The organism is Psychrosphaera sp. B3R10 (genome assembly GCF_018861025.1).
In the GTDB taxonomy this organism is placed as follows: domain Bacteria; phylum Pseudomonadota; class Gammaproteobacteria; order Enterobacterales; family Alteromonadaceae; genus Psychrosphaera; species Psychrosphaera algicola.
In genome coordinates this window covers 95107-108913 of record NZ_JAHKQH010000026.1, presented here as the reverse complement: position 1 = coordinate 108913, position 13807 = coordinate 95107, and the positions used below count along the sequence as shown (strand labels likewise).

General features: G+C 38.5%; 7 protein-coding genes. 6 read left to right on the top strand and 1 reads right to left on the bottom strand.

Going from position 1 to position 13807, the window contains the following annotated elements:
- The first annotated feature begins 91 nt into the window (after positions 1 to 91).
- Positions 92 to 2869 (top strand): alpha-L-rhamnosidase, encoded by a 2778-nt coding sequence (locus KO525_RS10060; RefSeq protein ID WP_215963675.1) that lies wholly within the window; start codon positions 92 to 94, stop codon positions 2867 to 2869.
- A 119-nt stretch (positions 2870 to 2988) separates the two neighbouring features.
- Here the strand turns inward: KO525_RS10060 and KO525_RS10055 are convergent, their stop codons facing one another.
- Positions 2989 to 3627, bottom strand: coding sequence for an RpiB/LacA/LacB family sugar-phosphate isomerase (locus tag KO525_RS10055; protein ID WP_215963674.1), 639 nt, complete (start codon positions 3625 to 3627; stop codon positions 2989 to 2991).
- A gap of 296 nt (positions 3628 to 3923) precedes the next feature.
- Here KO525_RS10055 and KO525_RS10050 point away from each other — a divergent pair, with 296 nt between their 5' ends.
- From KO525_RS10050 to KO525_RS10030, 5 genes are all read left to right on the top strand, one after another.
- Entirely contained in the window at positions 3924 to 5687 is a 1764-nt protein-coding gene (locus KO525_RS10050; RefSeq protein ID WP_368668265.1) for a sulfatase, read from the top strand.
- Between the two features lie 36 nt (positions 5688 to 5723).
- Positions 5724 to 7292, top strand: coding sequence for a BNR-4 repeat-containing protein (locus tag KO525_RS10045; RefSeq protein WP_371744401.1), 1569 nt, complete (start codon positions 5724 to 5726; stop codon positions 7290 to 7292).
- Positions 7293 to 7680: 388 nt separating this feature from the next.
- Positions 7681 to 9954 carry an Ig-like domain-containing protein gene (locus tag KO525_RS10040; protein ID WP_215963672.1) on the top strand — a complete coding sequence of 758 codons (2274 nt, stop codon included), beginning with the start codon at positions 7681 to 7683 and terminating at the stop codon, positions 9952 to 9954.
- A gap of 53 nt (positions 9955 to 10007) precedes the next feature.
- Positions 10008 to 11744, top strand: a complete 1737-nt coding sequence (locus tag KO525_RS10035; RefSeq protein ID WP_215963671.1) for a GMC oxidoreductase — start codon at positions 10008 to 10010, stop codon at positions 11742 to 11744.
- A gap of 263 nt (positions 11745 to 12007) precedes the next feature.
- Positions 12008 to 13774, top strand: coding sequence for a hypothetical protein (locus tag KO525_RS10030; protein ID WP_215963670.1), 1767 nt, complete (start codon positions 12008 to 12010; stop codon positions 13772 to 13774).
- Positions 13775 to 13807 lie beyond the last annotated feature (33 nt).

Genomic DNA, 13807 nt, shown 5'->3' with positions numbered 1-13807 from the left:
CTTAAATTTACCTATAAATATTTAATATTGATGCAAATTACTAGGTAAAGTTAGTGATTAACTAGACATAGAGATAAGTGATTAAATCATTATGAAATATAGTCCAGAAGTAAGAGTAGTAGGTTTTAGAACCTTATTATTATGCTTAGTGTCGACGCTATTATTGTCCTCATGTAGCCTGTTTCAGAGCGTTTCTAAAGGATCGGCACCGAACAAATTAAGCATTGGTACAGGGCAAACACATTTGCTAGGGCATTTTGAAAGCAAGCCTCGGTTTTCCTGGAAAATAGATGAAGATTCAACAGCGAAACAGCAATCTGCCTACCAAATACAGGTATCAGATAATCAAAAAAACATTGCTCAAGCGAACCTTTGGGATAGTGGTAAAATCAATTCGAATAAAAACAGCTGGGTAGATTATAACGGTAGACCTTTAAGCTCCCGCCAGGTGGTTTTTTGGCGCGTTCGAATATGGGATGAGCACAATCAAGTTTCTGAATGGAGTAAGCAACAACGTTTTGAACTGGGTTTGTTATCAAATCAAGATTGGCAAGCGAGTTGGATCGGCCATCCCGCCACTAGACTAAGTAAAAATCCGTCGCAGAGCTTACTAGCTACTCCACAATACCTTCGGCGTACATTTATAGCGACAGACAAACCCATTAAAGCGAGACTGTATGTTACTGCTAAAGGTTTGTTTAAAGCGTATGTAAACGGCCAGGAAGTAGCGCCCAATGACGTGATGACACCAGGTTGGACGCCGTATCAGAAGCGTATAGAGACGCTAACATATGACGTGACCAAAATGTTAGCTTCAGGAGGCAACGTAATAGCGGCTAAAGTCGCGAGTGGTTGGTATTCAGGTAGAGTTTATAAATTTACTGAAAAAGAGTTTTTGAAACCATCTCGGTTTTTAGCTCAACTAGAAATTGAATACGCCAATGGTTCTAAACAACTTATTGCTACCGATCAAGATTGGAAAGCGTCAATTTCTGGTCCAATTGAGTTTGCAAGCATTTATGATGGTGAGCGATATAATCAAAACTTGGAAGATAAAAGCTGGCATAAACAAGGCTTTTCAGCTGAAAATTGGGATGGTGTTGTCAGTGAAGCATTAGACCACAACATAGAACTGTCGCCAAAACAGCATGCTCCAATTCGAATTGTAGAGTCTTTACAAGCCGCTCAAATTGTTTCCAATCAAAATGGCACAGTGATTTTTGATTTTGGTCAAAATATGGTGGGAGTGCCTAAGATAAGAGTTCCAGTTGTGGCTAACCAACAGTTACGAATGCGTTTTGCAGAGGCGTTGCATAAAGGCGAATTTTATACTGATAATTACCGGTCAGCAGAATCAACTAATTATTACCTTCCAAAACAAAGCGGGTACATTGAATATCAACCTAGTTTTACCTACCACGGTTATCGTTATGTCGAATTAACCGGGTACGATAAAAAAATCAAACCAGATTTAAGCTGGGTTACAGCGCTGGTACAGCACTCTGATGTGGAAATAACCGCAAACTTTACAAGTTCTGCGCCCAAATTAAATAAGCTTGCTGAAAACATAGTGTGGGGATTGCGTAGCAATTTTTATGACATACCACTTGATTGTCCGCAGCGTGATGAACGACTTGGCTGGACTGGTGATGCACAGGTTTTTGTTACGCCATCAATGTACATGGCTGACGTCTATGGTTTTTGGTCCGCTTGGCTAAAAAGCATACGAGAGGAGCAAGGCGAAGATGGAAAGATCCCGCTTTATATACCTTTTGTGGAATGGATTAATTTTGCTTCGTCTGGCTGGGGAGATGCTTCAACTATTATTCCCTGGGAGCTATATATGGTAACCGGTGATCAATCTATTCTGGCCGATAATTACCAAATGATGAAAGGTTGGGTGAATTATCATCAGAAAAAGAGTAAAAATAATATCTCAAATATGATGACGTTCGGAGATTGGTTACAGCCATACCCGGTTTTAATTAAAGAAGGTGATAAAGGAAATCGCGGCAACACTGATTTTAGTCTGATTGGCACCGCGTATTATGCTCGTTCACTAGAACTAACCCTCAAAGCTGCAAAGGTTCTAAATTATAGTCATGATGTTGCTCAATTAATGACCCGTTACAATGACGTTAAAAAATCATTTTTATCGCACTTTTTTGACCAAAATTTAAACTTAAAACAAGGCATAGCGACACAAACCACCTATTTATTAGGCCTCGCTTATAACCTGTTTCCTGACGATAAAATTGCGCTTGCAGAAGATAAATTGGTCAAACTAATTGAAGAAGCCGATGACCATTTACGTACTGGTTTTTTAGGAACACCTCTACTTGCGTCAGTGTTGCAAAAGGCCGGTAGAAGCGATCTTGTTTATGATTTGATTTTCAAAGAAACCTACCCGTCGTGGTTTTATTCTATTAACAATGGCGCAACGACAACTTGGGAGCGTTGGAACTCTTACTCAATTGAAGATGGCTTTAATCCTGAAGGCATGAATTCGTTAAATCACTACGCATATGGCAGTATATCGAGATGGTTTTACGAAGGTATGTTGGGGATAAAACCGATAACTCCAGGATTTAGTCATTTTGAGGTTGCACCACAATTCAATTTAAAATTATCTTCGGCATCCGGTTCATTAGCGACCCCAAATGGTGAAATTAATGTGTCCTGGAAAGTGGCGGGTAAAAAGCTTGAATTAAAGGTAGTAGTTCCTAAAAATACGCGAGCAAATATTGTGTTACCAGAATTGAAGAACAACGTTCTAATTATAAATGGCGAAAAAGGGATGGGAACTGAATTAGTTAATTTAAAAGCTGGAGAGTATGTTATTTCAGCTACTTTATTCCATATAGAATAAGTAACGTTAAAAATGCTGCGAAAAACAACAGGGACGTTCAGATGGATATGCTTGTTTTTCGCAGTAATGTTTATACATTAAGTTTACCTCTAATCGTCAGGAACCATTAGAGGTGAATTTTAATGAAGCAAAGACTTCACATAATTTATAATTTCTTGGTCTTGGCCGTGTTCAAATAAACAAGCTTGAAAACGTTCCCCCCCGACTGCTTCTTTTACTAAATTTTGATCTAGATTTTCCAAAGATTTTACATAAGTGGAACCAATTAAATCAGATTTTAATTTCGTTAAAATGTTGGCATTTTTAACTTGCGGTTCTTTACGATCCAATGGGTAACCAGCGCCTCTTTCTCCGGTTAATGCTTTTTCAAATATGTATCTAGCATTTAGTTCTGCTCCCCAACCAAACCCTTTAGCAAATGGCAGAGCAAGCGCATTACCATTGTTTACTTGGTTGAATAAAAAAGCATCAGATGGGTCAATACAATAACCACAAAACACTCCAGCATGAGCATTAGAGGCCATCATCGCTCCTTGTCCTGTTCCACAACCAGTAAAAACAAAATCTACCGCTTTTGCGTTTAGTAATATTCCCGCCATTATTCCTAGGTGAATATAGGTTAAATGGTGATCATTAGCATTGTTCATTCCGACATTAAATACGTTATGCCCTAGTGGTTTGGCGACGTATTCCAATTCAGTCAAAATTCCATCATTTTTGTTAGCTTGACTATTTTCCATCATTAGTGCAATTTTCATGATTATATATCTCTGTTTTTGATTGATTGTGGTGGATTATACCATGGGAGTAGCGAGATATTAACTAGGGTATTTTGGTGGTTTAGGATGATTTACAGAGGTAATACAAACGAAATGAACTTTACGTTTTGTTTTTGTTTTATATCATATTGAAAATTAATGTTATTTTTTTGAATAGAGGGTTGAGTTGGAACTATTAAATATTAGCGGTTGTGATTTTAAGTGATTATTATTGATTTTATATGATTGTATATTGTTGTATATTACAAATTATTAGTCACTGATATGGAGAGTTCGTGTTGAATATATTTAACTTGAGCACCAAATTTATTTTAGTTTATTGTTTCATAGTGTTAAGTACAGGCGTTTGTGCTAATGATCATCTGCCTAAAAAAGGCAATGTAAATGGTAGTCTGGAAAAGAAGCCAAACATATTGTGGCTAGTAGTAGAAGACATGAGTCCCATCTTGGAAATGTATGGCGATGAAACCATTAAGACACCGGCAATTTCGCAACTCGCGAAAGAAGGTGTGACTTACACAAACGTTTACTCCACCTCGGGAGTATGTGCTCCAAGTAGGGCGGCAATAGCTTTAGGTATGTATCCATCCGCCGTTGGCGCCAATAATATGCGAACAACATCTAACACTAAAGAGACTGGGTTACCTAAATATGAGGCTGTCCCTCCAGTTCAAGCTAAAATGTTAAGTCAGTACTTGCGTGAAAATGGGTATTATACGACTAATAATCTTAAAACGGATTACCAATTTACGGCACCGAGAGCGGCTTGGGATGAAAGTGGTCCTTATGCTCATTGGCGAAATCGTAAAGAAGGACAGCCCTTTTATGCTGTCGTTAACTTTACAACAACGCATGAATCTGGATTGTTTGAACCCTATGGCTTTAGAAAAATTGAATCTCGACATTATTTTTCTGATGATGTTGAAAGGATTGCAAAGTTACCTAAACACCATTTAGTTAAGTCCGACGAAGCTAACACAGCTGTACATATTGCTAAAGATCTTGATTTTCCAATCCCACCATATTTACCTGATACTCCAGTTGTTCGTCGAGACTTTTGGAAAATGTATAATAATTTGGCGGAGACTGATAGACAAATAGCTGCGGTACTAAAACAGTTACGCGATGATGGTTTATATAACGAGACTATTATTATGTTTTACTCCGATCACGGTGGTCCTTTACCTAGACAAAAACGTCTAATCTATGACAGTGGTTTAAAAGTTCCCTTTATCATACGGTACCCCGATGCGATAAATGCAGGCGAAAAAAGTGAACAAATGGTTAGCTTTGTTGACTTCGCACCAACGGTTTTAAGCCTAGCTAACATTGGTATTCCAAGCCACATGCATGGTAAAGCCTTTTTGGGGGAGCAAAAAACGCAACGAGAATACATTCATGCAGCTGCTGACCGATTTGATGGATTTACAGACGTAATTAGAGCCGTAAAAAACGACCGTTTTAAATTCATTCGAAACTATCGACCTCAGCAAGGCTATTATTTACCTGTAGCCTATCGAGAAAAAATTCCTACTATGCAGGAACTGTTGCGGTTACATAGAGATAAGCAACTTACTCCTGCTCAAGCTCAGTGGTTTCGTAATGAAAAACCAGCAGAGGAATTGTTTGACACGCTGAATGACCCACACGAACTAAATAATCTGATTGACGACCCTGCATATCGTTCGATAGCAAAACAGCTGCGTATTGAATTAACAACTTGGCTGCAAGATATTGGTGATAAACCCAATCGAGTTGAGTCAAAGTTGATATCTGAATTGTGGGGAGGAGCTTTAAAACAACCTGTTACCCAATCACCAACGGTGGCATTGGACGATAAATTTATTACCTTATCTAGTGCTACCCCAGGAGCGGTGCTTTCTTATCAGTTAACAGACATGAATGGCAAATTGAGCGGTTGGAAGTTATATAAAAATAGTATTGCACGAAATAATGCCATCGCAATCGACGTAGTAGCCCATCGAATTGGCTATAAAGAAAGTCAATTAGTTAGCCGTAAACTAGTTTCTCGAAATTAGTTAAATATCATATTAAATCAATAAAATAAAAATTATATGAGGGGATATATGAACAACATTAAGAAGTTGTGTGCGAGATACTTGAACACGTCGTTGCTACTTGGAGCTTGTGTTTGCGTGCCCCTTTTAGTTACATCTTGTTCGAGTTTTACAGGTCACGTTGTTACTAATGTCAAACTAGATCAACAAGTCAAAATTGCGAATAATGGCTTGCACTTTGATGGCGAAAACTTAGATTTTAGTAACTTTAAAGAGCCTGATAGCGGTGAAAAATATGATTATTTTTTTGGTCGCAATATATCGGCTCACGGCGACGCCATAAAAACTTACAAACATTATGTTTTTATGACTTGGTATAAAGGCGGAAAAGATGAAAGAAATGTGATGCTGTCCCGCTACAATACAAAAACGGGCACTGTAAAAACTATTACGTTTCCACATAAACATACGGGCTTTCGCGGCAATCCACTGGTGGGGGAATCACATAACACAATCGGTATAGCAGTCAGCCCAATTAATGGCACTATTCATATGGTTTATGACATGCATGCTTATGACGATAATAACCATAATGGTAAATTTAAAGATGATTATTTCCGTTATTCGTATAGTGCGCCAGGTGCGGCAGAACTTAAAGATTCAGAGTTTACGCTAGATAAGTTTGTTAAAGATACTAGCGAAGTTAGTCAGGGGGTTGGCGACTACAAACATTTAACAATGACAGGAAATTTAGCTGATAGGGATAATTTTGCAAAATTAACTTACCCCAAGTTTTTTACTAATACCGATGGTACCTTGTTACTTTACATGCGTTTAGGCGGCAATAATAACGGTGCTTATGTCTTCAATCGATATGACGCTCAAACACAAAAATGGTCAACGTTTACCGACTTCAATTTCAATAATCAAACTCTAAAAGGCAACGCCTATAATTGGGGACTTTATGGGAACATGAAATATGTAAACGGCAAACTGAGAGTAGGTTTTCAGCAACGTAGTGGCGACAATAACGACAAGTATAAATATCAGAATGGCGTATATTATGCCTATTCAGATCATGCGGAAGGCGTCGGCAGTTGGAAAAACCACCGCGGAGAAGCCATGACATGGCCATTAGTAAATTCCGATGAAATTAAGGTATTTGAACCGGGTGATTATATCACTCACACAGAGCCTAATTCTGTTTTTATCGTCGGTAGTTTTGACTGGACCGTTACCGCTAAAGGTGATGTTCACTTCATTAGTAAAGTGCGTTCAACAGATACCCATCGAGCTGACTATCAAGAAGTTTACTTACACTCATATAAACCGGCGGGCGCTGCCGAATTCATTACGAGCACAGATTTTACCGGCGCGAGTAACATATATACGTCTGGCGATAATATTTACATTATCGGGCTAAAAAATGGTTACCCATATGTGGAGAAAGCCGAAGGCGGTACCAATAATTTTGAACGCATTTACGAGCAAAACTCCGGTTTGCAATATGACCATGGAGTTGTGCATATCGCAAATGACAAATTATATTATTATTTGATGGAACGAGGATCGGGTTCTTCTTTGCCGCTGCATTTACAGATCATTGATTTAGGCATCGTCAATTAATAACCGGCCTAAAGTCGCTTACTTAAGGATGTGTTTAAAAGCTTTTACGCTCTTATAACGTTAGTTGTTACTAACTTTATAAGAGCGTCGACTTATCTTCAATAACAGAAGGCTGTCAGAGTTATGTGTAAAGCTTGTCGTCATTGTTAAATGAGCTGTTTCATTACTAGGATTATTATAACTAGCATCATAACAAGGTCAGTTGTTAGTAGCCTCGTTTTCCTACAAATTCTATTGTGACTTAAAAAATATACGAAATAACATAACTGATAAGTGAAAATATTTGATTCATTATGATTTAAAATGACCTGTTTGTGTAATAAATTGAATATACTAATTTCGTTTTTTGCAGCAATGTCATAAAAATTATAAAAGAGATCAATAGAGCATGTTAAAAAAAATTCTATTTTTCGGCCTAGTACCGCTTTTTTTTGAATCGCCTTTGGCTGCTTCTTCAGACTACCCGTTTGAGTTACCAGCACAACTAAGTGCAAAAATTAAGATCGATTCAAACCAACAAGAAAATTTTAACAATAAATTGTTGGGCACCAATATTTTTAAGTTCACTAGTCAATCCGAACAAGAGTTAATAAATACTTTTAATCCAACGACAATTCGTTTTCCTCATGGGATATGGGCGAATTGGTATGATTGGCGCACTGATGGAACTCGAGTTTTTGGTACGGATACATTTCGATACGAACATTCTGATGGGAGTTTTAAAAGTAAAGAAATTGATCATTTATCTAGCATCAAAGTGTTTGAACAAAACGATACGAAAGTCGGCATTGACGGTTTAACTGATTTAAATGTGCTGCGAAAAAATAACCTAGGTGAAGGTTATGACATGGTATGGACATTCAATATGAGTGCCGATGGTCCTGACTTTGAAGATGGTAGCCCTGATTCAGTCGAACGATATTGGGATTTAGTTAATCGTGAATTTAATGTTCAAAACATTGAACTAGGAAATGAAAATTTTTACCCCGGCCAACGTAGCTCAATTATTCCAAATGCGGTTGAGTATATTAAACGCGCCAAATCTATTTCTGACGCATTAAAATTTCATAACCCAAACATACAGCTGTCTATACCATTATTGCGCAGGGATAATTGGGCCAACCCGAATTGGAACCAAGATGTAACTAAGGAATCAAACTATTTTGATGCTGTTACAGTGCACACTTACGTGGGCGCCAACCCCGATGATGAAACTACCAGTGATGAAGCATATAGCACTGCGCTGCTTGCACGTTATCATTTAGCTGCATCTGTTAATGACTATGCGAAAGTCGTTGCACCAAATAAACCTGTGTGGTTGACGGAATGGGGAGTCAACTCGGGGGGAGCCAATGCGGCGTCTTTACTCGGAATGTTAGACGTTTATATCTATATGAGTGAAAATCAAGAAACATATGAAAGAGCAAATTGGTTCAGCGTAAACGGTCAGCTCAATTCCTTTCTTGTTTGGGAGACTTATACGTCAGTATCAGGTGTAGAACGGCCTCGAATTAAATATCCGCTTGAGAAAACTGCTTTTGGATCAGCACACGAAATTATTCGTGAAGTACTACAAGATGCAGTGATGCTAGGCAGCAGTATTGAAACAAGTGAGTTGGCGGATGGGGTAAAAGCCATTAGTGGCAGAGCCATAACAAAAAGCGGTAAGATCCAATTGTTAGTCCTTAATTTGACTAACCAATCAACGCCGTTAGCGATTGAACTTGATACTCAGTTGTATAGTGGAAAAATGACTCATTCAGCAATGAGTTTTAAAACACTAGATGAAGAAAGAGTATTGCCAATTGAGGGCCGTCCGCTATCTAATTTGCCTAGTACAGATGTTGTCACTTTACCGCCTTTTTCTATCAATACCATTGAACTTGAAGACGTTGAGTTAACGTTAGATCGTTTCGAACTTGAATTATCCAATGGATCTGATTTTTATCAATTTAAACAAAATGAATTAATCAAACTAGAAGCTATTCCAAACACAAATAGCGGACAAGTTACGTCGGTAACATTTTATGTTGATGGTACGGAAATATCCGTGGATGAATCTGCGCCATTTCAATTTAATTGGCAGCCCCAAAATTATGGCATTCAGGCAATAACTGCGATGGCAAAGAGAAATGACGGAGCGATTAAATCTTCTGAACCACTATTGTTTAACATCACTCCTGATATTTTTATATTTAAAGCGATATTAGACGAGCTTGACGATAAAACTTATGACATTGGTGAGGTGATTTCAATTACCGGTACGATTGAATTAAATATTGGCACAACCCGACTTGTTGAATTGCGCGTCAATAATAAAGTCGTTCAACAATCGGAAAGTGAACCATATTCATTTAATTGGGTACCTCTAGAAGCTGGCAATTATGCGATTGATCTTGTTGCAACAACCGCAAACCAACAAAAAGTCAATTCAAATGTTTTAACGGTTACCGTTGAACAAAAGGTGGACGAGTCGATTACTGAAGAAGTAGATAGTTCCGACGATCAAGATAACGACATAGAAGCAGCAGATCCCAATGAAAATCAAGATTCAAAAGACAAAAAGAGTGAAGCCTCTGGTGGCGCAATAAGCATTAATTATTTGATGTTATTTTGTTTGTTATTACGAAATAAGCGTTTCGGGATCTGGAATAGAAATTAAATCTTGTTGCCTAAGGCACAAAGGATTAAGAATAAAAGATAAGGTTTATTTAGATGTTAAGCGATAAAACAGAAGTTCAAGAGTACGACGTTATTGTTGTCGGGTCTGGTATTACTGGAGGCTGGGCTGCAAAAGAATTTTGCGAAAAGGGTTTTAAAACTTTAGTTATTGAACGAGGTCGTCATGTCGAGCATCGTGGTCCCGAATATAAAGATATGCAATCGCCTTGGGAGTTGCAAAACCGAAATTTAGGGTCGGAATTCTTTGATGAAGAAAACCGATATCGGATGTTAAAAAGAAAATTCGGCAAACTCAAAACAGAGTTTATGCATTTCTTTGCAGATGAAAAAGAAATGCCATATTCATACCCAAAAGATAGACCATTTATGTGGACTCGCGGTAACCAGCTTGGAGGGCGGTCTCTAACATGGGCGCGGATGTCGTTACGTTGGGGCAAAAAAGATTTTGAAGCTAATGAAAAAGATGGGTATGGGGTTCCTTGGCCAATTGGATATGAAGATTTAGCGCCTTGGTACGATTACGTCGAGTCATACATTGGTGTTTCAGGTAATAAAGATGGCCTAGAGACGGTACCTGATGGCGTATTTCAAAAGCCTTGGGAAATGAGTTGTGCAGAGAAGTACGTTGCCGACAATATAGCAAAACATTATGAAGACCGACGTTTGATTATTGGCCGTACAGCCAATTTGACAGAGCCGACTACAGAGCAACAATCATTGGGGCGAGCGCAATGCCAAGCCCGCTCATATTGTAAGCGAGGTTGCACGTTTGGAGCTTATTTTAGCTCATTATCCGCCACCTTACCGAGTGCTCAACGTACGGGTAATTTAACTATAGTTACCGATGCAATAGCGTCGCACGTGGATTATGATGAAGTGTCAGGGAACGCCTCCGGTGTAACTGTCGTTGATGCTAAAACTAAAGAGCAACGCAGTTATAAATCTCGGGTCGTTTTTCTCTGTGCTTCTGCATTAGGCTCGGTTCAGATAATGCTAAATTCAAAATCAAAAAGCTTTCCAAATGGTATTGCTAATTCTAGCGGTGCGGTTGGGCGATACATTATGGACCATTTCACCGGTGTACGTGCTGAAGCAACCATTCCTGGTTTTGAAGATAAGTTTTCGATAGGTCGCCGGCCAATTGCTACCTATATTCCAAATTATAGACATGAACAAACGGACGATGTTGATTTTGTCCGAGGCTATGGATTTCAAGTTACAGCGGGAGCAAGAGCTAAAACGGGTAACGCAGCGAAACGTGAGGGTATTGGTGCCGCAATAAAATCTCAAGTCGGTAAACCGATGCAATGGAAAATTCGAGCATTTATGTATGCGGAAATTTTGCCGAACTATAACAACAGAGCGACGTTACATCCCACAAAAACGGATCAATGGGGAATACCGCAATTACATATCGATGCTCAGATTGGTGACAATGAGCGAAAAATGACTAAACAAGCCGCCATCGATATACGTGAAATGTTGGAAGTCGGGGGCTGCACAAACATCAAAGTAAAAATTGAACCTGATAAACGTCATATTATGCTCGGTGCTCGGACCCATGAAATGGGCGGGGCAGCAATGGGATCTGATCCAACAACGTCGGTTTTAAATAAATGGTCTCAAACTCATGATGTAAAAAACTTGTTTGTCACGGACGGAGCGGCTATGTCGTCTAGCACTGCACAAAACCCTTCTTTAACTTATATGGCATTAACAGCAAGAGCAGCAGATTATGCAGCCGATTTAATGAACAAAGGTATGTTGTAGTTAAATAAGGCAAAAGACTTGTCACAAGCAGGTAATGGGTTGAACGGTTAATCCCTGTTAATCAGTTCAACCTCATTACGGCTTAAAATATTATTTTATTGAGACGATTCAGGTTTGTGTATAAATCCATTTATTATTATATTTGACATGCTGTGATTTGTTTTTATTAATTTTGATTATTTATGGTTTGTTTGATTTAAAGTGATTTATTAAACGCTTAAACATAAATGCGCGTTATTTTAGGTTAGTAAGAGGATAGGGAATTGAAAATACAGATAAGTGCAAACAAAGTAATTGTGAAAATAAAGATGCTAATGTGTATTTTCACCGTTTTACTGCTAACTACCGGCTGTTCATATGAAGCGGTGAACAAAGGCCGTGGAATTGGAGTTATTAATGTTAACAGTATTAACAAAGGTGCAGATGTGATTTTATCTGCTGACTATACTGTCGACTCAACTATAAATAGTCAGGTGTATGATTTTTTTGATGTTGCAGTTCGTACCCATAAAGGCTCACCTAACTCGGTTCCCGCCACATTTGGTCGCCGTCCGAAAGTTAACACCGTTCGTATGTTAGGGGGATGGGCATCAAAAAACACCGAGGCAGATACCTATAAATGGGACGGTTCAAAGTATGTATATGATTTTACTCAAGCTACAAAACGGATCGATAAATGGTTAGATAAAGATTGGGACATTTTTCAGATTGTTTTGGATAACCCGCCCTGGGCGTTTCAAAATGGCTTAACTTTAGTTGATAAACCAGATGGCATTCATTATTTAAAAAAAGACGCAAATGCTGTTTACGGTAATTCATTACCACCTAATGATTCTGATGCGTGGGCTCGCTATATAAAAGCGTTTATGGAGCATCTAGTTGAACATTATGGGCGGGATGTTGTTTTATCCTGGCGGTTTCGTGTCGGTTCAGAAATTGACACTCGGCCTCAGCATTGGTCTGCTACAAGAGAGGAATTTTTTGCTCACTACCAAAATACGGTAAAGGCTGTTCACGCGGTTCTGCCTAATGCAAAAATAGGGACACACTTTCGAGAAGCATCTTTCAAAGGGCGCTATGTCGATTATACTGGAAATAAAGAAGATTCTTATGCAAGGCACTTTGTCTCTTGGGCTAAGGCTCATGATGTACACTACGATTTTATTGCTATTTCTTATTATCCACATATTACTAAACCCCATGAGATGGATATGGAATATGTCTATCAACATGATATTGCACCAATTACAACGCACCCAGATTGGAACGAAAAAGCTAACTTCGAAATACATGAATTCAAATTTATAATTAAGATGAAACGTGGTGGGTTTGAAAGTGTTCAAACATCACATAGTGCGTCGTTTTTTGCTATGTTTGCAAAGATGATGTTAACCCACAATATCAGAGATGTTTATCAATGGGGCAATGCAACAGGAGGCCATTATGCGCCGGAAGCCTTGACGCAATTGGCTCTATATTCAATGTTGGGGAATCAAATCTTTGATAATCAAGTATCTGACATTAGACCTAGTAATGATGATAGCAATATTATTGATGGCATTTTTACTAAATCTACTAAAGGTCAAGATTACGATGTGTTGATCTACAATTTTAACCGAAAAGACTTTACGTATCGCCAACCTGAAAATGTCGATGTTCGCTTAAAGATAAACACACCATCGAAAGCAAGCTTTAAATATCGAATCGGGTCCATTGATCAAAGTAACATTGCTCATCAAAAATTCTATCAAGAGTTCCCTTTGTCACTAGTTGATGAAAGCCAAGGTGGCTGGCGCAAAGCTGGCGTTCATATAACAGCTTCGCCTATGAGTTTATTGAATGAACAAGGAGTTAAAGTCTATTTAGACAACCGACACAAATATGCTAAGTCACAGGACTTAAAGTGGACTGAATGGCAGGATCATAACATTGTGGTAGAGCCTAATGGAGAAACGTGGGTGATATTACCTACTCAGTTACCCTCATTTGCAGTTCAAAAAATAGAGGTACGATTTGTCGAATCTATTTGAACATTTTCATTAGGCGACCCTTCGAAATTATTA